This is a genomic window from Streptococcus mitis, assembly GCF_002005545.1.
Classification (GTDB): Bacteria; Bacillota; Bacilli; order Lactobacillales; family Streptococcaceae; genus Streptococcus; species Streptococcus mitis_I.
The window spans coordinates 2,010,494-2,035,403 of record NZ_LBMT01000001.1 but is presented as its reverse complement, the minus strand read 5'-3'; the positions used below and the strand labels follow the sequence as shown (position 1 = coordinate 2,035,403).

At 40.9% G+C, this 24,910-nt stretch carries 20 protein-coding genes; 19 read left to right on the top strand and 1 reads right to left on the bottom strand.

Annotated elements, in window-relative coordinates; genetic code table 11:
- The first annotated feature begins 281 nt into the window (after positions 1 to 281).
- Together QS39_RS10240 and scrK are read left to right on the top strand one after the other, a co-directional pair.
- Positions 282 to 2,168 (top strand): sucrose-specific PTS transporter subunit IIBC, encoded by a 1,887-nt coding sequence (locus tag QS39_RS10240; protein WP_077805456.1) that lies wholly within the window; start codon positions 282 to 284, stop codon positions 2,166 to 2,168.
- 149 nt (positions 2,169 to 2,317) lie between these two features.
- Positions 2,318 to 3,205, top strand: a complete 888-nt coding sequence (gene scrK, locus QS39_RS10235; protein ID WP_000164310.1) for a fructokinase ScrK — start codon at positions 2,318 to 2,320, stop codon at positions 3,203 to 3,205.
- Positions 3,206 to 3,247: 42 nt separating this feature from the next.
- On the opposite strand, the gene QS39_RS10230 is transcribed toward scrK, so the two are convergent.
- The gene (locus QS39_RS10230; protein WP_000076168.1) at positions 3,248 to 3,865 is read right to left on the bottom strand and encodes a TVP38/TMEM64 family protein; all 618 of its coding nucleotides are present in this window, start codon (positions 3,863 to 3,865) and stop codon (positions 3,248 to 3,250) included.
- A 148-nt stretch (positions 3,866 to 4,013) separates the two neighbouring features.
- Here QS39_RS10230 and QS39_RS10225 point away from each other — a divergent pair, with 148 nt between their 5' ends.
- The 17 genes from QS39_RS10225 (at position 4,014) to QS39_RS10135 (ending at position 24,909) form a co-directional block, all read left to right on the top strand.
- Complete coding sequence (locus QS39_RS10225) at positions 4,014 to 7,004, top strand: type I restriction endonuclease subunit R (protein ID WP_077805455.1); 2,991 nt, start codon at positions 4,014 to 4,016, stop codon at positions 7,002 to 7,004.
- Between the two features lie 385 nt (positions 7,005 to 7,389).
- Positions 7,390 to 7,605: a hypothetical protein gene (locus QS39_RS10220; protein WP_077805454.1), complete on the top strand. Its 216-nt coding sequence runs from the start codon at positions 7,390 to 7,392 to the stop codon at positions 7,603 to 7,605.
- A 25-nt stretch (positions 7,606 to 7,630) separates the two neighbouring features.
- Positions 7,631 to 8,392, top strand: coding sequence for a DUF6261 family protein (locus QS39_RS11105; RefSeq protein WP_180375035.1), 762 nt, complete (start codon positions 7,631 to 7,633; stop codon positions 8,390 to 8,392).
- A gap of 762 nt (positions 8,393 to 9,154) precedes the next feature.
- Positions 9,155 to 10,102 (top strand): reverse transcriptase family protein, encoded by a 948-nt coding sequence (locus tag QS39_RS10205; protein WP_077805453.1) that lies wholly within the window; start codon positions 9,155 to 9,157, stop codon positions 10,100 to 10,102.
- Positions 10,083 to 11,231, top strand: a complete 1,149-nt coding sequence (locus QS39_RS10200; RefSeq protein WP_077805452.1) for a restriction endonuclease subunit S — start codon at positions 10,083 to 10,085, stop codon at positions 11,229 to 11,231. Before QS39_RS10205 ends, QS39_RS10200 begins: the two co-directional genes overlap by 20 nt.
- 10 nt (positions 11,232 to 11,241) lie before the next feature.
- Positions 11,242 to 11,820: a hypothetical protein gene (locus QS39_RS10195; RefSeq protein ID WP_077805451.1), complete on the top strand. Its 579-nt coding sequence runs from the start codon at positions 11,242 to 11,244 to the stop codon at positions 11,818 to 11,820.
- A gap of 47 nt (positions 11,821 to 11,867) precedes the next feature.
- Positions 11,868 to 13,469, top strand: coding sequence for a type I restriction-modification system subunit M (locus tag QS39_RS10190; RefSeq protein ID WP_077805450.1), 1,602 nt, complete (start codon positions 11,868 to 11,870; stop codon positions 13,467 to 13,469).
- 130 nt (positions 13,470 to 13,599) lie between these two features.
- Positions 13,600 to 13,938 carry a type II toxin-antitoxin system RelE/ParE family toxin gene (locus QS39_RS10185; protein ID WP_077805449.1) on the top strand — a complete coding sequence of 113 codons (339 nt, stop codon included), beginning with the start codon at positions 13,600 to 13,602 and terminating at the stop codon, positions 13,936 to 13,938.
- Positions 13,931 to 15,016: a HigA family addiction module antitoxin gene (locus QS39_RS10180; RefSeq protein WP_077805448.1), complete on the top strand. Its 1,086-nt coding sequence runs from the start codon at positions 13,931 to 13,933 to the stop codon at positions 15,014 to 15,016. The genes QS39_RS10185 and QS39_RS10180 overlap by 8 nt, the downstream gene beginning before the upstream one ends.
- 125 nt (positions 15,017 to 15,141) lie before the next feature.
- The gene (locus QS39_RS10175) at positions 15,142 to 15,435 is read left to right on the top strand and encodes a helix-turn-helix domain-containing protein (protein ID WP_142761258.1); all 294 of its coding nucleotides are present in this window, start codon (positions 15,142 to 15,144) and stop codon (positions 15,433 to 15,435) included.
- A 260-nt stretch (positions 15,436 to 15,695) separates the two neighbouring features.
- Positions 15,696 to 17,945: a 5-methyltetrahydropteroyltriglutamate--homocysteine S-methyltransferase gene (gene metE, locus QS39_RS10170; protein ID WP_077805447.1), complete on the top strand. Its 2,250-nt coding sequence runs from the start codon at positions 15,696 to 15,698 to the stop codon at positions 17,943 to 17,945.
- A 100-nt stretch (positions 17,946 to 18,045) separates the two neighbouring features.
- Entirely contained in the window at positions 18,046 to 18,912 is an 867-nt protein-coding gene (metF, locus tag QS39_RS10165; protein WP_000089967.1) for a methylenetetrahydrofolate reductase [NAD(P)H], read from the top strand.
- 449 nt (positions 18,913 to 19,361) lie between these two features.
- Entirely contained in the window at positions 19,362 to 21,575 is a 2,214-nt protein-coding gene (gene pnp, locus QS39_RS10160; RefSeq protein ID WP_077805446.1) for a polyribonucleotide nucleotidyltransferase, read from the top strand.
- Positions 21,576 to 21,590: 15 nt separating this feature from the next.
- Positions 21,591 to 22,208 carry a serine O-acetyltransferase gene (gene cysE, locus QS39_RS10155; RefSeq protein WP_000539979.1) on the top strand — a complete coding sequence of 206 codons (618 nt, stop codon included), beginning with the start codon at positions 21,591 to 21,593 and terminating at the stop codon, positions 22,206 to 22,208.
- An 11-nt stretch (positions 22,209 to 22,219) separates the two neighbouring features.
- Entirely contained in the window at positions 22,220 to 23,104 is an 885-nt protein-coding gene (locus tag QS39_RS10150; protein WP_077805445.1) for a GNAT family N-acetyltransferase, read from the top strand.
- A gap of 82 nt (positions 23,105 to 23,186) precedes the next feature.
- Positions 23,187 to 24,530 (top strand): cysteine--tRNA ligase, encoded by a 1,344-nt coding sequence (gene cysS, locus QS39_RS10140; protein WP_077805444.1) that lies wholly within the window; start codon positions 23,187 to 23,189, stop codon positions 24,528 to 24,530.
- The gene (locus QS39_RS10135; RefSeq protein ID WP_077805443.1) at positions 24,523 to 24,909 is read left to right on the top strand and encodes a Mini-ribonuclease 3; all 387 of its coding nucleotides are present in this window, start codon (positions 24,523 to 24,525) and stop codon (positions 24,907 to 24,909) included. Before cysS ends, QS39_RS10135 begins: the two co-directional genes overlap by 8 nt.
- The last annotated feature ends 1 nt before the right edge of the window (position 24,910 follow it).

Here is a 24,910-nt window from a genome sequence, read left to right as displayed (position 1 = left end):
AAACGTTTATCATAAAAAGAAACCAGAAAATCAATCATCTATCTACATAAAATTGAAAGAAAGTGAAACAAAACCCTTTTTAACTCACATTTTAAACTATTTTTTTAAAGAATCTCTTAAGAAACCCTCAAAATCTATCAAAAAAAGACCTTACTCTAAGAAACAAATATTTTTTCTGCAAAACGCTTGACATATTTTTGAAAGATGATAAAATAATACTCGTAGGGCGAGTAAAATCGCTTTCATACAAGAATAAATTTTTTATAAGGAGATTTTTGCAAATGAACAATCAGGAAATTGCAAAAAAAGTCATCGATGCCTTGGGCGGACGTGAGAATGTTAACAGTGTAGCTCACTGTGCAACTCGTCTTCGTGTCATGGTCAAAGATGAAGGAAAAATCAATAAAGAAGTGATTGAGAACTTGGAAAAAGTTCAAGGTGCTTTCTTTAACTCAGGTCAATACCAAATCATCTTTGGTACAGGTACAGTTAACAAAATGTACGATGAAGTTGTTGCGCTTGGTTTGCCAACATCATCTAAAGATGACATGAAAGCAGAAGCTGCTAAACAAGGAAATTGGTTCCAACGTGCGATCCGTACTTTCGGTGACGTTTTCGTTCCAATCATCCCTGTTATCGTAGCGACAGGTCTCTTCATGGGTGTGCGTGGTCTTTTCAACGCTCTTGAAATGCCGCTTCCAGGTGACTTTGCAACTTACACACAAATCTTGACAGATACAGCCTTTATCATCTTGCCAGGTTTGGTTGTGTGGTCAACTTTCCGTGTATTCGGTGGAAATCCAGCTGTTGGTATCGTTCTTGGTATGATGCTGGTTTCCGGTTCACTTCCAAATGCTTGGGCCGTTGCTTCTGGTGGTGAAGTGACTGCTATGAACTTCTTCGGATTTATCCCAGTTGTTGGTTTGCAAGGATCTGTTCTTCCAGCCTTCATCATCGGGGTTGTCGGAGCTAAATTTGAAAAAGCTGTCCGCAAGGTTGTTCCAGATGTGATTGACCTCTTGGTAACACCATTCGTGACACTTTTGGTCATGTCTATCCTTGGACTATTTGTCATCGGACCAGTCTTCCATGTTGTTGAAAACTACATCCTTCTTGGAACAAAAGCTATTCTTAACTTGCCATTTGGTCTTGGTGGTTTCTTGATTGGTGGAGTTCACCAAGTTATCGTCGTATCAGGTGTTCACCACATCTTCAACTTGCTTGAAGTTCAATTGCTTGCTGCTGACCATGTTAACCCATTCAACGCTATTATCACTGCGGCTATGACAGCCCAAGGTGCTGCGACTGTTGCGGTTGGTGTTAAAACTAAAAATCCAAAACTGAAAACACTTGCTTTCCCAGCTGCTCTTTCTGCCTTCCTCGGTATTACAGAGCCTGCTATCTTCGGGGTGAACTTGCGCTTCCGTAAACCATTCTTCCTTTCATTGATTGCTGGTGCAATCGGTGGTGGATTGGCTTCAATCCTTGGACTTGCTGGTACTGGTAGTGGTATCACTATCATCCCTGGTACAATGCTTTATGCAGGTAATGGACAACTTCCACTATACCTTCTTATGGTAGCTGTATCATTTGCACTTGGTTTTGCTCTTACTTACATGTTTGGTTATGAGGATGAAAAAGAAGTTGCTACTGAAGTAGAGACAGAACGTTTGGTCCAAGAAGAAACAACTGGTAACATTCCAGCAGCTCTTCAAAATGAAACACTTGTAACTCCTATCGTTGGTGATGTTGTTGCTCTTGCTGATGTTAATGACCCAGTCTTCTCAAGCGGAGCTATGGGACAAGGTATCGCTGTGAAACCAAGTCAAGGTGTGGTTTATGCACCAGCTGATGCTGAAGTTTCAATTGCCTTTCCAACAGGACACGCTTTTGGTTTGAAAACAACTGATGGTGCTGAAGTTTTGATTCACGTTGGTATTGACACTGTATCTATGAATGGTGAAGGTTTTGAAGCAAAAGTTGCTCAAGGTGATAAGGTTAAAGCTGGCGATGTTCTTGGAACATTTGACTCAAACAAAATTGCTGCAGCTGGACTTGATGATACAACAATGGTTATCGTTACAAACACAGCTGACTACGCTTCAGTAGCTCCAGTCGCAACAGGTTCAGTTGCGAAGGGGGATGCTGTGATCGAAGTGAAAATCTAATCAATCCTCTCTAATGTGAAAACGAACAAATGACATGTTTGTTCGTTTTTGCTTGAATGGTAAGATTTACAGAGGAAAATCTAAAAAATAGAGAAATTTAGACTTTCGAAATATGCTATAATAAAGAAAATAAAAACAAGAGGTTTATCATGACAAAATTATATGGAAGCTTGGAAGCGGGCGGTACAAAGTTTGTTTGTGCTGTCGGTGATGAAAACTTTAACGTTGTAGAAAAAACACAATTTCCAACAACAACTCCAATCGAAACAATCGATAAAACCATTGAGTTCTTCTCAAAATTCGACAACCTTGCTGGTCTTGCAGTTGGTTCATTTGGTCCGATTGATATTGATAAAAACTCAAAAACTTATGGCTTTATCACGACGACTCCAAAACCAAACTGGGCAAATGTGGACTTGCTTGGTGCCCTTCGTCGCGCCCTAAACGTGCCTATGTACTTCACTACAGACGTAAACAGCTCTGCTTATGGTGAAGTGGTTGCTCGTAATAATGCTGGTGGTCGTATCGAAAACTTGGTTTACTACACAATCGGTACAGGTATCGGTGCAGGTGTTATCCAACGTGGAGAGTTTATCGGTGGTGTGGGTCACCCTGAGATGGGTCATTATTATGTTGCTAGACACCCAATGGATATTGAAAAAGAGTTTAAGGGGGTTTGTCCTTTCCATAAGGGATGTCTGGAAGGCTATGCAGCTGGTCCAAGTTTGGAAGCTCGTACAGGTGTTCGTGGGGAAAACATTGAACTCAACAACCCTGTTTGGGATGTTCAAGCCTACTATATAGCTCAAGCTGCGGTTAATGCGACAGTGACTTTCCGACCAGACGTGATTGTCTTTGGTGGAGGGGTCATGGCTCAACAACACATGCTGGACCGTGTCCGTGAGAAATTTACATCTCTTCTCAATGGTTACCTACCAGTACCAGATGTGCGTGATTACATTGTAACGCCAGCAGTCGCAGGAAATGGTTCTGCTACTCTTGGGAACTTTGTCCTTGCAAAAGAAGTTTCAAAATAAAGCACAAAATCCGCTTGGGAAACCAAACGGATTTTTTACGTGTCAAAGCATTTGCCAGAAAAAGTCGATAATATAGGTCAGACCGTAGGTATAAACCACGAGGGTAAAGGGCTTGGTCAGAATGATGATGGTCATATAGCGCTTGAAGCTCATCTTGGTCAGGGCGGCCAGCATACAGAGAAAGTCAGCTGGACTAATGGGCCAAATCATCATAAAGATAAAGAAACGGTCAAAACGATTGCCCTTATCCAACCAACCGATATACTTGTCATAGGTGCGCTTGCTGACGACGGACTGGACAAAGGCAGCCCCATAGAGGCGAACCAGATAAAAGATAATGGCACAGCCAATCACGATGCCGATATAGTTGTAGATAGTCCCGATGATGTGGCCGTAGATAAAGACACCAGCCACCGAGGTCAAGGCCCCAGGAATGATAGGGACGACCGTTTGTAAAATCTGTAAAAAGATAAAGAGAGGTGGACCCCAGATACCTGCCTGCTGGATAAAGGCAGAGAGGGTTTCCTTAGACTGTAAAATCCCAGCCTGATAAGCCCAAATACAGAAAATCAAACTCCCAACCCCGCCGACAATCGATGAGATGTTGATAACTTGCTGCAGAAGGGGAGAAACAGCTTTCATTTGTTTATCCTGTGACATGTAAACTCCTCATAGATAGTATAACTCTACTATACCATATTTTGGAGGAGAAAGGGGGAATGAGTCTTTTTTGTGATGGGAAGAGTGGTGGATTTTGAGCCTAAACATGCTATAATAAAGGGAGCAGACAAGTAGCAAAGGAGAGAGTATGATACAGGTAAAACCAGAACTGGAGATAGAAAAACAATTGATCAGCCAACTGGTAACTGGGGAAAGTCAATGGACTTACAGAGATGACCTTAAAACAGAAGAGCAATTATGGGAAAACTTCTTTGAAAAGCTAGCCCAGAACAATGTGGCTCTATTGGCAGATCATCCCCTGACAGAACAGGAAAAACGCCAGATAAAGAATCAACTGAACTTTGTTAGCTACTATGATGCGGCCAAGTGGTTGGTCGGCGAAAATGGCATTGCCAAGGTTGAGGTTCAGAGAGAAGATGCTAGTTTGGGGACTATCCGTTTATCTGTCATTTGGCGAGACAATATCGCAGCTGGTAAGTCTAGTTATGAGGTTGTCAACCAAGTTGAGAGAGATAAGATAAATCCTCAGGATCAAGACCGCAGGCTAGATGTGACCCTCTTGATCAATGGCCTTCCCATGATTCAGATCGAGCTTAAGAGTCCCAGAGTTGCTTTTCTAGATGCCTTTCATCAAATTAAGAAGTATGATAAGGAAGGCAAGTTCCGTGGTATTTACTCTAGCTTACAGATGTTTGTTGTGACCAATAAAGTAGACACACGCTATATCGCTGCAGCTAGGGAAAATAAACTCAACAAGCAATTTCTAACCAAGTGGGTGGATAAGGACAACCAACCTATAACGAGCTTGACCAGTTTTGCCCACGAAGTCCTTTCCATCCCTCGTGCCCACCAGATGGTCATGCAGTATTCTGTCCTTGATGATAGTAAGAAGGCTCTCATCCTCCTGCGTCCCTACCAGATCCATGCCATCGAAGCAGTGCAAGAAGCCTCTCGCCAGCAAGCATCAGGATATGTCTGGCACACGACAGGTTCAGGTAAGACCCTGACTTCTTATAAGGTAGCTCGGAATCTCCTCCAAATTCCATCCATCCAAAAGACGATTTTTGTCGTTGACCGCAGGGACTTGGATCAACAGACCACTTCATCTTTTCTCTCCTATGCGACCAATGATGTCATTGATATTGATGAGACGGATAATACCCATGATTTGGTCAAGCGACTAGGAAGCAATGATAAGCGTGTGGTGGTAACGACCATCCAGAAAATCACCACCATGATGCGTAAGTTTGAACAAGGACTTTACCAGCGTGATGCTGACAAAATCAAGGGCCTTCGAGTGGCCTTTGTCGTGGATGAATGCCACCGTACCGTAACACCTCAAACACAAAAAGACATTAAAGCCTTTTTCCCACAGTCGCTTTGGTATGGTTTTACAGGCACACCTATCTTTAAGGAAAATAAACGCCAGCAAGTTGGTGATCTAGCCCAAACCACCCAGCAACAGTACGGTGACCGTCTCCATGAGTATACGGTCAAGGAAGCTATCCATGATGGAGCAGTTTTAGGTTTTAAGGTCGATTATCGCAATACCCTCATAACGGATAAATCCGAAAAAGACATACCAGATACTGTCTATGAGGATGAGGAGCATATGTTGGAAGTCTTGGATGCCATTATCAATAAATCCCGTCAACAGCTAGGCTTCCAAAAGGGAGTTGGTAAGACCTATAATGCTATCCTGACCGTCAAGTCAATCCCTCAAGCCCAAGCCTACTATGACCTCCTCAAACGGGTCAAGGCTGGGGAGACGAGAGTCAAGGTATCGGAGAGGGTCAAGCAGGTCCTTCCTGACTTTCCAAAGGCGACTATCACCTACTCGGTCACAGAAAACGAAGAAGACTCAAGAGCCAATCAAGACCACATGAAGCAAGTCTTAGAGGAGTACAACCAAGAGTTTGATACCCACTTTACCATGGCGGATCTTCGTGGCTTTAATACGGATGTCAATAACCGTCTTGCTCGAAAACAGGACAAATACCTCTATCGCAATGAACAGTTGGACTTAGTCATCGTGGTCAATCGTCTCTTAACAGGATTTGATGCGCCTTGTTTATCGACCCTCTTTATCGATCGCAAGCCCATGCAACCGCAGGACTTGATTCAGGCTTTTAGCCGAACCAACCGTATTTTTGATAGCAGTAAGACCTATGGGCATATTATCACTTTCCAAAAGCCTCTAGCCTTTAAGGAAGCAGTAGATAGTGCCCTCAAACTCTACTCAAATGGTGGAGAAAACGAGGTCCTAGCTCCAAGCTGGGAAGAGGAAAAGAGAAACTTTTTGAGGAGTTGTAGTGATTTCCAAAATCTCATCACAGATGATCCTGAGGAAGGACTCCAAATCGAGCAAATCTCTACACCTGAGTTGAGGAAACTAGCTAAAACCTATCAAGCCTTTGATAAATACCTAGCCTCTATCCGAGTGTACAAAGAGTATGATGAGGAAGAACTTTACAGTCAGACAGGACTTGATGGAGAAAAGTTGGAAAGGTATCTGGGCCTTTATCGCAATGTCCTTGCAGAATTAAAAAGCCGATTAGAGGATGATGACGATGGAGAGCCACTTGATATCCACTATGAACTGGAGTCTATCCAAGTGGACGAAATCAACTATGCCTATATCCTAACCTTAATCCAAAGCCTGATTGAACAAGGTCAAAGTCAAGAAAAGAACTTAAGCGTCCAAGATAAGGAAGCCGTGGATAATTATATTCAGAGTCTTGAGAAGACAAATCCAAATCTTGCTCAGATTATCACGGAACTGTGGAGAGAAGTCCAAGAACATCCAGAAAGCTATCGGGGTCAGTCTATCGCAAATATCTTGGATCAGATGATCGAGGCTGTCATCCAACAACATATCCAAGTCTTTAGCAAGCGCTGGTATGTCGGCGAAGATGAACTCCGTTACTATGTCGAACACTACCGTAAGGGTGCTAAAAAACAACTAGGAGAAAGCCAGCTAACCAAGAGCCAGCGCTATCAGGACTATAAACTAGAGGTGGCGGATGCCCTCAATCCTCTCCTCTATAAAAAACAAATCAAGGAAGCCTATACCCAGCTAGTAGAGGAAGTCATTGAGCCATTGAGGGTTGGGAGGTAGGCCTTCGAGACTGAGAATAGGCTTATTACCTAAAGTTTACATGTATTCTAAGTCTCGAATGATCGTGATTCCATAAATTTACAAGTATTCTACGTTTCGAATAGCTTATCTGAGAAAGTTTTGAGATCTTCGAGCTTTCGAATAGTCATCTGTCCTAAAGTTTAGATGTATTCTAAAGCTCGAAAAGGTAAAATCTAAAAATAGTAAGAGTCTCTATCTGATGGACGGAGTTTATTTCCAGTCAGATAGGGATTTTTATTTTGGAAATATCTGATTTGTCCTAAAAAGTACATTTTAGATGGAAATAATGACAGTTGAGAAGATGAGGGTCAAAATGTTTTGGAAACTGTTAGAATGAATGTATCAACTCAAAGGAGAAAACTTGATGAAGAAAGTTAAAGATGATGAGGAGAGTATGCTATCGACACTTCCTTTATGGGGGCTTCTATTTTTGGTCTGTGCATTGCTTCAAGTCTTTGTATTTAAGGATAGACCTTTGATTCGAACTCATAGGCAAGGAAGCATTGTAAAAACAGATCAAAAACAGGTCTATCTTCCAGAACTAATCCAGTCTTGGTTTGATAGAGAAGATAATAAATGATTCGTTAAATAGAAAGGATATCATCATGACAAAAACATACGCTATTCGCCCGCTTAGTTACAGCAACTTTACCAACCGTGAGTTTGAAAGCCTGATGATGGATACTCATCAAAGCTTGGCGACTTTTTCTAAGGCAAACAAGGATGAGGGCATGTATGCCAAACATTTGGAACCCTTCAAGACCAAGCTGGATGATTTTCAAGCTCAGCTTGCGGCGGTGGAGACGAAAGAGTCTAGTAATCTGACAGAAGTCGATCGTAATCGTGATAGTGCCTTGGTCGGGCTCTTTACTCTTCATAGAGGATTTGCTAAGATTAAGGATGCCAAGCTCAAAGAAGCTCATGAGACCTTGAAACCAGTCTTTACCAAGTATAAGGACATCACTAAGCACAGCAACGATGTGGAAACGGCAGAAATCAAGAGCCTTCTCAAAACGCTTAGTGAAACACCCTATCATGAGGCAGTGACCAGTCTAGGACTAACCCCTATGCTGACAGCGGTGAACAATGCTCAAGAGGAATATGACCAAGTGGAAAGTAAGGCGCGTGCTCACAAGTCTGCCAAGGAAGTTGGCAAGACCAGACAACTCCGTACCGAACTATCAACTAGTTACGACCTCTTTATGCGCTATACCGCAGCCAGTGCAGAAGCCTATCCTGAAAAGGAACACTTGACTCAACTCCTCAAGGAACTCAATAGCATACGAGATAGCAAGCGTCGTCTCATCACTAGTAGCAAGAAAGATAAAAAAAACAAATCAGCAGAACCAGCCCAAGCAGCAGGATAAAGATAAGAGTCTGGGACAAAAGTCTAACCTTAAATATAAAAAGCGAACAAAACGAGTTATCTGACACTCAGAATTCTGTCTTATTCGCTTTTTTGTCTAATCTATCGATTTTTAAAATTTATAATCAAGAATTCCTAAAATCAAAATCTTTTTGTCCCAGATTCATTTTTGTAGTTTCGTGGTATAATTGACAATTGCTGTAAAATATGATATTATGTATGTACGATAAAGTTAAGCAGATTTATCTCGCAAGAAATTGCCCTATGTGGCGGTAAAACTTTGCGTCTCTACATGCATTATTGAAATCAATTCATTCGTCGCACATGTTCTACGACACAACTTCGATTTCAATCGAGCATACTGAGCGAGAGTTTACTGACTTAACAGTCAGATTTAACAAGAGAGAAACGATAATAGACTTAAAAAGACTGCATCTGTACTAAAGCGAGAGGCGGGAAACCGTACTAAACACAGAAAGGAATCAATGTATGATTCAAATCTTTATCGACTTTTTTAAGAGGTTATCTAATAACCCAATTTTTTGTATCTTAGCAGTAATTGAAGGATTTAGAACTTTGATGTGGCTATTGACACAATTATTACGAATTAATATCTGGTTAGTTGATGTTATATCTGATAACAAAGATATACTTATTACCTTCTTCACTTCGGTGAAAGATCTAGTTTCTTCTCTTATTTATATTAATAAAAAATATCCTCTTATACATGGTTATAAGAGTTTTTTTATAATGTGAGGTAATTATGGATTTCAGTAAAAGTATTTTATATGAAATTTCTAATAAGAAATGGTTAGCAGAGTTATTAAAAATTGAAAAAAATATGTTATCAAATGTTGGTGATAATTTTGTTGGAGAGTCATTTATGAAGGATGTAAATGGAAAAACTAGGGAGTTATATAATGCAGGAACAATATATAAACGCTCTCTAAAATTGATTGTTAAATACTTACAGAAGATTAATTTCCCGACTTATCTACATGGTGGAATACCTGGTAGAAGTTACGTAACTAATGTTGAATCTCATAGCAAAAATAAATTTGCTGTTATAGTGGATATTTCAAATTTTTTCCCCAGTACAAATGCACAAAAGGTTTTCAATTTTTTTCGATATGATATGAATCAGGCACCCGACATTGCTAAGATACTAACTGACTTAACTACGGTATCAAAAGATGAACATTCCTTTTTACCTCAAGGATATCCAACGAGTCCTATTTTAAGTTTTTTAGCATATTACCATATGTACGAAAATCTAATGAAATATGCTCAGAATAATGAATTGACTTTTTCTGCATATTATGATGATTTGACATTTTCTTCTAAAAAGCCAATACCAAAGATATGTTTGAAGGAAATTGTTAATATAATTGAATCGTTTAATTTAAAGGTGAATAAAGAGAAATCAAAAGTTAGTAAGCTAGATTATACGAAAATTACAGGGTGTGTTATTGTTAAGGGAGAATTAAAAGCTCCTAGAAAATTACAAAAAGAGACGTACGATTTATATAGATATCTTAAAAATAGTAATTTATCTGATGAAGAACTGTTACCATTGTTAAAAAAATTTGCTGGAAAAATTTCAGCTATTCAATCAATTGAAAAAGAAAGACAATTTCCAAATTATATGAAATTAATTAGTGATAAGAAAGCTGAATTAGAGGAAATAAGGTTTGAAAAAACAAAGTCCTAAAATAATTAATACGAAGTTAGCCAGTATTTGGAGAAAAGAAAAATTAAGAAATATTGCGCCCCTGCGTGGAGGCTTTGCTTTTAAAAGTGAAAAATTTCAAAATACTGGCATTCCAATTGTTAGAATATCAAATATCAAATTTGACGGAACTGTTGGAGGAGAGTTTGAATGTTACTCTAAGATAATTTCAGATGAAAAATTTGTTCTTAGAGGGCGTTCAATTCTATTGGCTATGTCAGGAGCAACTACTGGGAAAATAGCGATGCTAGATTCTGAGGAAGAATACTATCAAAATCAACGAGTAGGTTATTTCCAAAATACTGGAGAAGTAGACTATGATTTTCTCTCTTCTGTTTTGCAGACGAAAGCATTTACTAACCAACTAAATGGTGTATTAGTGGCAGGTGCACAACCAAATATATCGTCCAAAGAAATTGATTCCTTTGAATTTTGTATTCCAGATTCAATAGACGAACAATCTGCCATTGGCTCCCTCTTCCGTACCCTCGATGATCTTTTGGCAAGCTATAAAGATAACCTAATCAACTACCAATCTCTCAAGGCGACCATGCTCTCCAAGATGTTTCCCAAAGCTGGACAAACAGTTCCTGAGATTCGTTTAGATGGATTTGAAGAGGACTGGGAAAGGAAGAGTTTATCAGAGGTTTGTACTATTAATTCTGGTAGAGACTATAAACATTTAAAGAATGGAGACATTCCTGTATATGGCACTGGTGGTTACATGCTTTCTGTAAATGAAAAATTATCTGATGAGGATGCTATAGGTATTGGAAGAAAAGGAACTATAGATAAACCATATTTATTATCATCACCTTTTTGGACAGTAGATACTTTATTTTATGTTATATGTAAGGTAGGATATGACTTGAATTATCTTTTCTTAATTTTTCAAAAAATTCGTTGGAAGAAATTTGATGAATCTACAGGTGTTCCAAGTTTGTCTAAAAAAACTATTGAAAAAGTGGTTTCAAAATTTCCATCTTATGAGGAACAACAAGCCATCGGCTCCTATTTCTCTAACCTCGATAACCTCATTAACTCTCATCAAGAAAAAATTTCTCAGCTAGAAACACTTAAAAAGAAACTCTTGCAGGATATGTTTATATAGGAGATTAATTTTGGGTAATGAAGAATTATTAAATACAGTAAATTCACTAACTAATACTTATTATGCTGCTCTAGGTTTTGTTGCGACTGTAATATTAGGAATTCTGGCATTTGTATTTTGGGATAGAGTAAATTTTAAAAAATCATTTGAAAAAGAATTTAAAATTATTTTAAAAGAAGAACTTAAGAATCAGAAACTTGAAATAGATTATTACTATTTGAACCATCTACCATTCATTAGAAAATTAGAAACACACTATAAGGGAATGGGAATTGAAAAAGAAGGAATGTTACGATTTATTCTAAAATACTGTGATAAACCATTGAATGAAATGATAGCCTTGTATAATCATTGTGTAAATACGTCTTTTCAACCATTTTTCGAAAGTTATTCAAGAGATTATTACGATATCTGTTACAAGATAATAGAAGACGCAAGAGAATTTGCAACTTATAGATTAGATACGTTGACAGAAATGGAGCTAAATGCTTTAGTAAAAGTGAATACGTATATACCACAATTGAATTATATATTTACAAAATACGATTATTTAGAGCTTAAAGCAATTGTATTGGATAAAACTAATTAAACTATTTTTATGTATTGTTGAAACGATTAAGGATAGAAAGAAACATTATGGAAACAACACAAACTTCCCAGTCGCTCTACCAAGCCCTGTGGAACTCAGCGGATGTTCTCCGCTCTAAGATGGATGCTAATGACTATAAGTCCTATCTTTTGGGTATGGTCTTTTATAAGTATCTGTCAGACAAGATGCTCTTTTTCGTGGCGGAGACTATGGAGGAGGGGAGTGAGAGTCTAGAGGCTGCCCTTGATGTCTATCGTAACTACTATGAGGATGCGGACACCCACGAGGATCTTCTTGCAGTTATGAAGGACGAACTCAACTATAGTATCAAGCCTGAGTTGACCTTTACGGCTCTTGTAGCACGTGTCAATGAGGGGGCTTTCCAGTTGGAAGATTTGGCTCAAGGTTTTCGTGATATTGAGCAGAGTGATGAACTCTATGAAAACCTCTTTGAAGATATTGACCTCTATTCTAAAAAGCTAGGGGCGACTCCGCAAAAGCAAAACCAAACGGTGGCGGCGGTCATGAAAGAGTTGGCTGTGCTAGATGTGGCTGGTCATGCTGGCGATATGCTGGGAGATGCCTATGAGTATCTGATTGGTCAGTTTGCGACTGACTCGGGTAAGAAGGCTGGTGAGTTCTATACACCTCAGCCTGTTGCCAAACTCATGACTCAGATTGCCTTTTTGGGGCGTGAGGATCAGCTAGGCTTTACTATCTATGATGCGACTATGGGGTCTGGCTCTCTCTTGCTCAATGCCAAGAAATACTCTCATAAACCGCAGACAGTGGTCTACTTTGGTCAGGAACTCAATACCTCAACCTATAACTTGGCTCGGATGAACATGATTCTACACGGTGTTCCTGTTGAAAATCAATTTCTCCACAATGCCGATACACTAGATGAAGACTGGCCAACTCAAGAACCGACCAACTTTGACGGTGTTCTCATGAACCCTCCCTACTCTGCTAAGTGGTCAGCAAGCTCTGGCTTTATGGCTGATCCTCGTTTTTCTCCTTTTGGGAAACTGGCACCCCAGTCTAAGGCTGATTTTGCCTTTCTTTTGCATGGTTACTACCATCTCAAGCAGGATAATGGAGTCATGGCTATCGTTCTTCCCCACGGTGTTCTTTTCCGTGGAAATGCGGAAGGGACTATTCGTAAGGCCTTGTTAGAAGAAGGAGCCATTGATACGGTAATTGGTCTTCCAGCCAATATCTTCTTTAATACCAGCATTCCGACCACGGTTATCATTCTCAAAAAGAACCGCACCAATCGTGATGTCTACTTTATCGATGCTTCTAAGGAGTTTTATAAGGGGAAAAACCAGAATATCATGACGGATGCGCATATCGAGAAGATTCTGGAAGCCTACAAGTCACGTGAGGAGATTGACAAGTTTGCCCATCTGGCAAGTTATGAAGAAATCGTTGAAAATGACTACAACCTCAATATCCCTCGCTATGTAGATACCTTTGAGGAAGAAGAAGTCGAGCCACTGACAGACATCGTTAGCAAGATTAACAAGACAAATCAAGCAATCCAAAACCAAACCGCTTCCCTACTCGAAATGCTCGGTCAACTACACGGAACCACACCAGAAGCCGATGCTGAGCTCAAAAAGTTTTTGAAAGAGTTTGAAGGGTGATGGAGAAATAGTTAGATACATCTATCAGATTTGAAAAACCAGCAAAATTAACTTTTGGCTGGTTTTTGTTTTCTAAATATGATATAATTAAATTACCTAAAAGGTAATTTGATTTAACTGAAAGGGACATATGAAGCTTATCTATACAAACAAAACTGTTGAAAAGCAGTGCACAGAGCTGAGGCGAGCGAAAAAGGATTTTTCGGATAAGGTTGCTGTAAAGTTGCATCTCTTGATTAACTTTTTGGAAGCGGCGGATTCTTTGGCTAGTGTGACAGCTTTTCCTAAATATCACTTTCATCAACTAAAGGGAAAGAGACAGGGGCAGTTTGCTTTGGATATAGATGGTCGAAGGAGTTCCTATCGGTTGATTGTAGAATTTCGTGACGAGGATTTAGAAAAAGTGTTTCCAAATCCTGTTGAGATCGAAATCTTAAAAATAGAGGAGGTCAGCAATCACTATGAGTAATAAAATTGTTGAATACAAAGACCTGATTGCTTTTCATCCAGGTCAGTATGTCAGTGAGTTAATCGAAGATTATAATGTAACGCAGAAGGAATTTGCGGAGCGTTTGGGAGTTTCGGCAAAGACTGTCAGCAAGCTCGTTAATGCTGAGGAGTCCATTAGTAAAGAAACGGCTCATAAGTTGGCTAAGCTAAGCGGAGTTTCCATGCAAACATGGCTCAATCTTCAGAATGCTTATGATGTAAAAGTGACTGAGATTGCAGAGGAAAGAGAGCTTGAAGAAGGTAGCGAGAAAGAAATCTGTGAGCTGATTGATTTCAAGTATTTTAAGGAAAAAGGCTACGTTCCAGACAAACGCTATAGTTTGAAGGAAAAGATTGTCGAGCTTCGCAAGATTCTAGGTGTGGCAAGTTTAGAAAACCTTACATCTTTTAACCATCTAGTCAGCTATCGGAATACGCGTGAGTTTACGACTAAAAGTATCGTGAACTCCAATATCATGCTGGAGTTGGCGTCTAAAAAAGCACGTGATATAACAACTATCAAGCTCAATCGCAGAAAGCTTGAGAGAAGCTTACCTGTTTTGAGAAAGTTGACCAGACAAGATCCTGAAGTCTTTCCTCAATGTTTGTATGATATCTTGTTAGATTGTGGTGTTGTTCTAGTCGGTCTACCTGCCTTACCAAACGCTAATCTGAATGGAGCGACTAAAAAATTCAGTAATGGGAGTGCCTTGCTTTTACTCACAGATCGAAACAAAGCATCCGATATTTTCTGGTTTTCACTTTTCCATGAGATTGGGCATATTCTGGGAAATGATTTTTCATCTGATGAAGGAAACAGTGAAACCTATCTTCGTTCTGAGGAACAGGCAGATCAGTTTGCAAAAGATTTCTTGATTAGACCGGAAGACTATCAAGATTTTGTTGAAAAAGGAAACTTTGATAAGACGGATATCATACATTTTGCTGAGGAGATAGATATTCATCCTAGCGTCGTTTTAGGCAGATTACAAAATGAGGGTATTCTCGGTTTTGACCGTTTCCGAGAACTAAAAGAAAATTATTACTTTGTTTCTTGAAACTATGGAAATTTGTAGAAGATGAAAAAAGCTCCATACGGTTAGTAATTATTATTTCTTTATTCGCTCATATTTCGCTCATTTTTTCAAAAAATACATAGACTTAATAGAAAGAGGGCTAAGTGATGAAGAATAGTGCTATTGGGAGTAACTGGAAGGATGTCCGATCAGAACTCTTTACCAAGGAGGAAATACTTGAAAGTGATATGCGAGTAGCTATCATGAGCGAGTTGATTGAAGCCAGACATGAGCAAGGAATCAGCCAGAAAAAGCTAGAAGAACTCAGTGGAGTAAGCCAGCCTGTAATAGCTAGGATGGAAATAGGCAAGACAAGTCCTCAGTTGGATACAGTCTTGAAAGTTTTAGCCAGTTTAGGAAAGACACTAGCAGTCATCCCCCTCGAACAGGAAAAGAGCTGAATAAACTGACTTATAGTCTTTTCTAATAACAAGCCATAGTCACTTATAAGAATTACTAATAACGCGTTTGAGTATTCTAACTGAAATTGAGCTATAAAACAAGCTACACAAAGGATTTGAGGCATTTGTCTCAGGTCTTTTTCTTTTGTTGAAAACCGAGATATAGTTTCAAACTATATCAAAGCCTAATTTTTTACAATTATACAGATGATTCCTTTTCTGTTAAGATAGTTTCAACAACAAATTTTGGAGGACACATCATGTCAACTACAATCATCGGTTTCCCTCGTTTGGGCGAATTCCGCGAATTAAAATTTACAACTGAAAAATACTTTAGAAAAGAAATCTCAGAAGAAGAACTTCTTGCAGCCGCAAAAGAATTGCGTGCTAAACACTGGAACATTGTCAAAGAAAAAGGCATCACTGAAATTCCATCAAATGACTTTTCTCACTATGACAACTTCCTAGATGCAGCTTTCCTTTTCAACGTGGTACCTGCTTCAGTTCAAAACTTGGACTTGTCTGACCTTGAGCGCTACTTCGCTTTGGGTCGTGGTTACCAAGGAGAAAAAGGGGACGTTCGCGCCCTTCCAATGAAAAAATGGTTCAACACCAACTACCACTACATCGTTCCTAAATTTGAAAAAGATACTCAAGTTAAACTTGCAGGTCACAAAATCTTTGATGAGTTCCAAGAAGCTAAAGAACTTGGTCTCAACACTCGTCCTGTCCTTGTAGGTCCATTCACTTTCCTTCAATTGTCAGACTTTGAAGAAGGCGTGAAAGCAGAAGACTTCGTAGACAGCTTAGTGGCTGCTTACCAAGAAGTTTTTGCTAAATTGGCTGAACTTGGTGCGACTCGTATCCAATTGGATGAAGCGGCTCTTGTGAAAGATTTGACTGCCGAAGAAAAAGCACTCTTCTTGAATCTCTACAACAAACTCTTGGCTGACAAAAAAGGTCTTGAAGTCTTGCTTCAAACATACTTCGGTGATGTTCGTGACGTCTACGCTGACCTTGTGAAATTGCCAGTAGATGCTATCGGTCTTGATTTCGTTGAAGGTAAGAAAACTCTTGAATTGGTTAAAGGTGGCTTCCCAGCTGACAAGACTCTTTATGCAGGTATTGTCAATGGTAAAAACATCTGGCGTAACAACTACGAAAAGAGCTTGGCTGTTCTTGAACAAATCCCGGCTGAAAACATTGTCTTGACAAGCTCATGCTCACTTCTTCATGTGCCATTTACAACTGCTAATGAGGAATTTGAACCAGCTATCTTGAACCACTTTGCCTTTGCAGTTGAAAAATTGGATGAGATTCGTGATTTGGATGCTATTCGCAATGGTCAAGGTGAACAAGCTCTTGCTGCTAACAAAGAACTCTTTGCGACTGAACGTGTGGGTGAAAATGCAGAACTTCGTGCGCGTATCGCTGGCTTGACAGACGCAGACTACACTCGTTTGCCAGCCTTTGCAGAACGTGAAGCTATCCAAGAAGAAGCTTTCAAACTTCCAGCTCTTCCAACAACAACTATCGGTTCATTCCCTCAAACTAAAGAAGTTCGTGCGAAACGTTTGGCTTACCGTAAAGGTGAATTGTCTCAAGAAGAGTACGATGCTTTCCTTGCTGAAACAATTGATGAATGGATCAAATGGCAAGAAGATATCGACTTTGATGTCCTTGTTCACGGTGAGTTTGAGCGTAATGACATGGTTGAGTACTTCGGTCAAAACTTGTCAGGTTACCTCTTCTCTAAAAATGGTTGGGTACAATCATACGGTATGCGTGGGGTGAAACCACCGATCATTTGGGGTGATGTCACTCGTCTTAACCCTATCACTGTTAAATGGTCTAGCTATGCACAAAGCCGTACAAACAAACCTGTTAAAGGTATGTTGACTGGACCTGTTACCATCCTCAACTGGTCATTCCCACGTGAAGACATCTCTATCAAGGATTCTACTCTTCAAATCGCCCTTGCCATCAAGGATGAAGTGCTTGACCTTGAAGCTGCAGGCGTGAAAATCATCCAAATCGACGAGGCTGCTCTTCGTGAGAAATTGCCACTCCGTCGTAGCGACTGGTACGAAGACTACCTTGACTGGGCAATTCCTGCCTTCCGCTTGGTACACTCAACAGTAGCGCCAGATACTCAAATCCACACTCACATGTGTTACTCAGAATTTACAGATATCATCCCAGCTATCGACAACTTGGATGCGGACGTTATCTCATTTGAGGCTAGCCGTTCAAACCTTGAAATCTTGGACGAACTCAAAGCGAAAAACTTCCAAACAGAAGTGGGACCTGGGGTTTACGATATCCACTCACCTCGTGTGCCAAATGAAGGCGAAATCGACAATACAATCGAAGCCATCCTTGCTAAAGTGCCAAGCAAGAAAGTTTGGATCAACCCTGACTGTGGTTTGAAAACACGTGGTATTCCAGAAACAAAAGAAAGCTTGATCCGCCTTGTTGAAGCAGCTAAAGCTGCGCGTGAGAAATTGTAAGATAGGATTTCTCAAGAAGCGCTGTTTGGCCAATCTACCTGTTTCACTTGGATTCTAGGAATCCAGCTAACGAAAAAACAATTAGAAAAGGATAATGACTATGTCACGCCAAACACCGTCACTCTCATTTGAAGTGTTCCCTCCCAACCCAGCCGTGGGTAATGATAACATTATTTCTGCTCTTCAAGATATGCAGGAGTTGGCTCCCCACTTTATCAGTGTAACTGCCAGCAATAATAAATTTAATATCAAGGAAACGACGGTCCGTTTGGCTGACTTTATCCAAAATGATTTGGCGATTCCGACTATTGCTCACTTGCCAGCCATTTATTTGACCAAGGACAAGGTTGCTGAAACGATTGCAGACTTGGACAAGGTTGGGGTGCAGAAAATCTTGGCTCTTCGTGGGGATATTATTCCAGATGTGGAACCACAAAAGGATTTCCGCTACGCAACTGACTTGATTGAGTTCATCAAGGAGCAAGCCCCTCACTTTGATATTGTCGGTGCTTGTTATCCAGAAGGTCATCCAGATTCACCAAATCAGATTTCAGATATTCAAAATCTTAAGAAGAAAGTGGATGCAGGTTGTTCGAGCCTTGTAACTCAGCTTTTCTTTGACAATGAGCGCTTCTATGATTTCCAAGACAAGTGCATCTTGGCTGGGATTGATGTTCCCATTCATGCAGGGATTATGCCAATTCTGAATCGAAATCAGGCTCTCCGCCTCTTGAAGACTTGTGAGAATATCCATCTTCCACGCAAATTTAAAGCCATCTTAGACAAGTATGAGCATGACCCTGAGTCGCTCAGAGCAGCAGGACTTGCCTATGCAGTGGACCAAATCGTGGACTTGGTAACTCAGGATGTGGCTGGTGTGCATCTCTATACGATGAACAATGCAGAAACAGCAAAATACATCCACCAAGCAACACATGCCTTGTTTAATCACCAGTCTCTAGGATAATAAAAAGCAAACCATTCTTCTCAGGTGAGGGGAATGGTTCCTTTTTAATGGTAAAGACCGCACTTTTTAAGAAAAATATGATAAAATAGACTCTGTACGTACTTGATACAAAGATGAGGGTATTAAATAATACAATGCATTCAAACTGCAAGATTTAGCGACACGAGCGAGTCAAATCGATATTATTTGACGAGGGAGTTAGTAAAGCATTTAGCTAATCGTCCGATAGCGATTAGCGTGAAAGGTTTAGATACTTTAGTATCAAACCTTTCTAATGATTTGTATCTTGTGTAATTGAACCCGGCCGAAAAGCTGTGTAAAAAAGATAAACTGTCTTGTCTTCATCGAAGACTTCGTCAGTTTCCTATTTTTACTTTGCTTTTGACGTCCTTGGTATCTTGATCTTTGTAGGCAAGGCGTATAATTTCATCAATCCAAAGGGGATTAAAATGACAAAACAAGTGTTTCAAACGACTTTTGCGGGTCGTGAGTTAATTGTAGAGACTGGTCAGGTTGCTAAGCAGGCAAATGGCTCTGTTGTTGTACGTTATGGTGAGTCAACTGTCTTGACTGCGGCCGTTATGTCTAAGAAAATGGCAACTGGGGATTTCTTCCCACTCCAAGTCAACTACGAAGAAAAAATGTATGCGGCTGGGAAATTTCCTGGTGGCTTTATGAAGCGTGAAGGACGTCCTTCAACGGATGCGACTTTGACAGCGCGTTTGATTGACCGTCCAATCCGTCCAATGTTTGCGGAAGGTTTCCGTAACGAAGTCCAAGTCATCAACACCGTTCTTTCTTATGATGAAAATGCTTCTGCACCAATGGCTGCTATGTTTGGTTCATCCTTGGCACTTTCCATTTCAGATATTCCATTTGACGGTCCAATTGCTGGGGTGCAAGTGGGCTATGTGGATGGTCAAATCATCATAAACCCTAGCCAAGAACAAGCAGAGCAATCTCTCCTTGAATTGACAGTAGCTGGTACCAAACACGCCATCAACATGGTAGAGTCTGGTGCTAAAGAATTGTCAGAAGAAATCATGCTGGAAGCTCTCCTTAAAGGGCACGAAGCAGTCAAAGAATTGATTGCTTTCCAAGAAGAAATCGTTGCGGCAGTCGGTAAAGAAAAAGCAGAAGTGGAATTACTTCATGTAGATGCTGATTTGCAGGCTGAAATCATCGCAGTCTACAACAGCGACCTCCAAAAAGCGGTTCAAGTAGAAGAAAAATTGGCCCGTGAAGCTGCAACTCAAGCAGTGAAAGATCAAGTCACAGCCGTTTACGAAGAAAAATATGCGGATCACGAAGAATTTGACCGTATCATGCGTGATGTGGCTGAAATCTTGGAACAAATGGAACACGCTGAAGTGCGCCGTTTGATCACAGAAGATAAGGTACGTCCTGATGGTCGTAAGGTCGATGAAATCCGTCCTTTGGATGCGGTTGTTGACTTCCTTCCTCGTGTGCACGGTTCTGGTCTCTTCACTCGTGGACAAACTCAAGCCCTTTCAGTCTTGACCTTGGCTCCGATGGGTGAAACTCAAATCATTGATGGTTTGGATCCAGAGTATAAGAAACGCTTTATGCACCACTATAACTTCCCACAATACTCTGTAGGGGAAACTGGACGCTACGGTGCGCCAGGTCGTCGTGAAATCGGTCACGGTGCTCTTGGTGAGCGTGCCCTTGCTCAAGTCTTGCCAAGTTTGGAAGAATTCCCATACGCTATCCGTCTGGTAGCAGAAGTCTTGGAGTCAAATGGTTCTTCATCTCAAGCTTCTATCTGTGCGGGAACTCTTGCTCTTATGGCTGGTGGTGTGCCAATCAAGGCGCCAGTAGCAGGGATTGCCATGGGTCTCATCTCAGATGGAAACAACTATACAGTCTTGACAGATATCCAAGGTTTGGAAGACCACTTTGGAGACATGGACTTCAAGGTTGCAGGTACTCGTGACGGGATTACAGCCCTTCAAATGGATATCAAGATCCAAGGGATCACTGCAGAAATCTTGACTGAAGCCCTTGCCCAAGCCAAGAAAGCTCGTTTTGAAATCCTTGATGTGATTGAAGCAACCATTCCAGAAGTTCGTCCAGAATTGGCTCCAACTGCTCCAAAAATTGATACCATCAAGATTGATGTGGACAAGATTAAGATTGTCATCGGTAAGGGTGGAGAAACCATTGACAAGATTATCGCTGAAACAGGCGTTAAGATTGATATCGACGAAGAAGGAAATGTGTCTATCTACTCTAGCGACCAAGATGCTATTAACCGTGCTAAAGAAATTATTGCTGGTTTGGTCCGTGAAGCCAAAGTGGATGAAGTTTACCGTGCTAAAGTCGTTCGTATCGAGAAATTTGGTGCTTTTGTTAACCTCTTTGACAAGACAGATGCCCTCGTTCACATTTCTGAAATGGCATGGACGCGTACCAATAATGTCGAAGACTTGGTAGCAATCGGGGATGAAGTTGATGTTAAGGTTATCAAGATTGATGAAAAAGGACGTGTGGATGCTTCTATGAAAGCCCTTCTTCCTCGTCCTCCAAAACCTGAACGTGATGAAAAAGGCGAAAAGTCTGAGAGACCTCACCGCCCACGTCATCACAGGGATCACAAACCTAAGAAAGAATTTACAGAAACACCAAAAGATTCAGAATAAGAAAAGGAGAAATGTATGGGATGGTGGCGCGAAACCATTGATATCGTAAAAGAAAATGATCCAGCGGCCCGCACCACTTTGGAGGTTTTGCTGACTTATCCAGGTGTCAAGGCCTTGGCGGCCCACCGTCTCTCGCATTTTCTCTGGAAGCATGGCTTTAAACTCTTGGCGCGTATGCACAGCCAGTTTTGGCGCTTTTGGACTCAAATTGAGATTCATCCAGGTGCTCAGATTGATTCAGGTGTCTTTATCGACCACGGATCTGGTCTGGTGATTGGGGAGACAGCGATTGTTGAAAAAGGTGTTCTCCTTTATCACGGAGTGACTCTTGGGGGGACTGGTAAGGATGTTGGTAAACGCCATCCAACCGTGCGAAAAGGAGCTTTAATATCAGCCCATGCCCAAGTTATCGGGCCGGTGGAAATCGGTGAAAATGCCAAGGTCGGTGCAGCAGCAGTAGTTGTTGCAGACGTACCTAGTGATGTGACAGTTGTCGGTATTCCTGCTAAGATTGTCCGTGTACATGGTAAAAAAGACGAGCCGGTCATTCACGAAGTCGAAGAAAAACGAGAGTACTATGTCAATAAACTCGAGCAGGCTAAAGAAGCCAGTCACAGATCGTCTGGTTTGTAAAGGTTACCTATATGATTCAAGCAAGAAACAAGTTAAGTCAAAAGGAGTTATCTGAGGCGAAAAAACTAATTAACTGTTGCCAAGCCTATGATGGTACTTATCGTGATCCTTATCTCTCTAACATGCTTAATTTTGACCCAAACATGCCCGCCTTTTTCCTTTATTATGAAAAAGGCGAACTTGTTGGTTTATTAACTATCTATGCAGATGACCAAGATGTAGAAGTGACGATACTGGTTCATCCAAATCATCGCCGTCAGGGAATTGCACGTGCATTGTTTACTAGTTTTGAGAGGGAAACAACTTCTTTTCCTATTCGTTCAGTTACTTTTCAGACAGAACGTATTTTTCTAGACCGCCATCCTGATTTTATTAGCAACTGGGGATTGGTCGAGGATGAAGAGACAGAAACCTGGTTAGGTAAGGATAGAAGACCTTATCCGTTAGCAAAGGTTTCTAATCTTGAAGTTTTGTTAGCAGATAGTTCGTATCAGGATCAAATTAGTCAGTTGAAATTTCAGGCATTTTCAGAGGAACATGAATCTAGAGAAGTTGTGGATAGATATGTCGCTGAAGCTCTGAAGGATCCAGAAAGTCGCTTATATATTTTGTTAAAAGACAGTCAGGTTATTGGAACTTGCACGGTAGATTTATCGACTAATACGAATTACTTCTACGGTTTAGCAATATCGGAACCTGAACGTGGAAAAGGCTATGGAAGCTACTTAGCAAAATCTCTAGTCAACCAATTGATTGAGCAAAATGATAAGGAGTTCCAAATTGCAGTAGAGGACAGCAATGTAAGTGCCAAACGCTTATATGAAAGGATTGGCTTTGTCAAACAGACTCAGGTGGTTTATCTTAATGAGAAAGGAGCAAGGGATTCCGAAGTGTAGAGACATTCGGACTGAAATTCAATTGAACTCTTAGTGATGAAACTAACTGTTCTCGGATTTTAGTTTTCCTGACTATTATTTTATGATTAAAATTTACGACACCATGTCTCGTGATTTGCGAGAATTTGTCCCAATCGAGGACGGCAAAGTCAAGATGTATGTTTGTGGGCCAACCGTGTACAACTATATCCACGTGGGGAATGCCCGCTCAACAGTGGCTTTTGATACGGTTCGTCGCTATTTTGAGTATCGTGGGTACGAGGTTGCCTATATTTCCAATTTTACGGATGTGGATGATAAGATTATCAACCGTGCCAAGAAAGAGGGCATCACGCCTCAGGAGGTTGCGGACAAGTACATCGCTGCCTTTCGTGAGGATGTGACGGCCTTGGGCGTCAAACCTGCGACTCGCCATCCTCGTGTGGTGGAGTTTATGGCTGACATTATCCGTTTTGTGGAAGACTTGATTGAAAAAGGTTTTGCCTATGAGAGCCAGGGGGATGTTTACTTCCGTGTGGAAAAATCTCACAACTATGCCAAATTGGCTAATAAAACCTTGGAAGATTTGGAGCTAGGTGCTTCAGGCCGTACCGATGAAGAAACAGCACGTAAGGAAAATCCTGTAGACTTTGCCCTCTGGAAAGCTGCCAAGCCAGGCGAGATTTCTTGGGGTAGCCCTTGGGGACCTGGTCGTCCGGGCTGGCATATCGAGTGTTCGGTTATGTCAACAGAGATTTTGGGAGATACCATTGATATTCACGGTGGTGGAGCCGACCTAGAGTTTCCACATCACACCAATGAAATTGCCCAGTCTGAAGCTAAAACAGGCAAGACTTTTGCTAACTACTGGATGCACAATGGCTTTGTCAATATCGATAATGTCAAGATGTCCAAGTCCTTGGGCAACTTTATCACAGTCCATGATACCCTTAAAACTCTTGATGGGCAAGTACTTCGTTTCTTCTTTGCGACTCAGCATTACCGCAAGCCCATCAACTTTACGGAAAAAGCAGTTCGCGATGCCGAGACTAATCTCAAGTATTTGAAGAACACTTATGAGCAACCATTTACAGGAAAAGTGGATGTCAAAGAGTTACAAACCTTTAAAGATAAGTTTGTAGCAGCTATGGATGAGGATTTCAACTCTGCCAACGGTATCACAGTTGTCTTTGAAATGGCCAAATGGATCAACTCAGGCAACTATGATACAAGTGTTAAGCAAGCTCTTGCAGATATGTTGGAAGTCTTTGGAATTGTCTTTGTTGAGGAAGTTTTGGATGCAGAGATTGAAGACTTGATTCAAAAACGCCAAGAAGCGCGTACCAATCGTGACTTTGCGACAGCGGACCAGATCCGTGACCAATTGGCTGCTCAAGGGATTAAGCTCCTTGACACCAAGGATGGAGTGAGGTGGACACGTGATTGATGTCAACCTCATTAACGGGATTGCGTTAGCTTTTGAGGGGGACGCGGTGTATTCTATGTATATTCGCCGTCACCTCATCCTCAAAGGTATGACCAAACCCAATAAACTCCATCAAGAAGCGACCAAGTATGTGTCAGCCAAAGCTCAGGCTCGCCTGATTTCCCTTATGTTAGAGGAGCAAGTCCTGACGGAAAAAGAAGAAGAAATCTACAAACGTGGCCGCAATACCAATAGCCATACCAAAGCTAAAAATGCTGATGTGGTGACTTACCGTATGTCCACAGGTTTTGAAGCCGTGATAGGCTATCTTCATATGACTGAAAATATGGAACGCCTCGAAACCTTAATTTCTTGGTGCATCCAAAAAGTGGAGGGCTAGG

Bases quoted from the DNA above. Each gene is read 5' to 3' on its own strand.
- cysE (WP_000539979.1), top strand. From the start codon at position 21,591: ATGGGATGGTGGCGCGAAACCATTGATATCGTAAAAGAAAATGATCCA.
- QS39_RS10180 (WP_077805448.1), top strand. From the start codon at position 13,931: ATGAGTAATAAAATTGTTGAATACAAAGACCTGATTGCTTTTCATCCA.
- metF (WP_000089967.1), top strand. From the start codon at position 18,046: ATGTCACGCCAAACACCGTCACTCTCATTTGAAGTGTTCCCTCCCAAC.
- metE (WP_077805447.1), top strand. From the start codon at position 15,696: ATGTCAACTACAATCATCGGTTTCCCTCGTTTGGGCGAATTCCGCGAA.
- QS39_RS10225 (WP_077805455.1), top strand. From the start codon at position 4,014: ATGATACAGGTAAAACCAGAACTGGAGATAGAAAAACAATTGATCAGC.
- QS39_RS11105 (WP_180375035.1), top strand. From the start codon at position 7,631: ATGACAAAAACATACGCTATTCGCCCGCTTAGTTACAGCAACTTTACC.
- QS39_RS10175 (WP_142761258.1), top strand. From the start codon at position 15,142: ATGAAGAATAGTGCTATTGGGAGTAACTGGAAGGATGTCCGATCAGAA.
- QS39_RS10240 (WP_077805456.1), top strand. From the start codon at position 282: ATGAACAATCAGGAAATTGCAAAAAAAGTCATCGATGCCTTGGGCGGA.
- QS39_RS10185 (WP_077805449.1), top strand. From the start codon at position 13,600: ATGAAGCTTATCTATACAAACAAAACTGTTGAAAAGCAGTGCACAGAG.
- QS39_RS10190 (WP_077805450.1), top strand. From the start codon at position 11,868: ATGGAAACAACACAAACTTCCCAGTCGCTCTACCAAGCCCTGTGGAAC.
- scrK (WP_000164310.1), top strand. From the start codon at position 2,318: ATGACAAAATTATATGGAAGCTTGGAAGCGGGCGGTACAAAGTTTGTT.
- QS39_RS10205 (WP_077805453.1), top strand. From the start codon at position 9,155: ATGGATTTCAGTAAAAGTATTTTATATGAAATTTCTAATAAGAAATGG.
- QS39_RS10220 (WP_077805454.1), top strand. From the start codon at position 7,390: ATGAAGAAAGTTAAAGATGATGAGGAGAGTATGCTATCGACACTTCCT.
- QS39_RS10230 (WP_000076168.1), bottom strand. From the start codon at position 3,865: ATGTCACAGGATAAACAAATGAAAGCTGTTTCTCCCCTTCTGCAGCAA.
- pnp (WP_077805446.1), top strand. From the start codon at position 19,362: ATGACAAAACAAGTGTTTCAAACGACTTTTGCGGGTCGTGAGTTAATT.
- cysS (WP_077805444.1), top strand. From the start codon at position 23,187: ATGATTAAAATTTACGACACCATGTCTCGTGATTTGCGAGAATTTGTC.
- QS39_RS10150 (WP_077805445.1), top strand. From the start codon at position 22,220: ATGATTCAAGCAAGAAACAAGTTAAGTCAAAAGGAGTTATCTGAGGCG.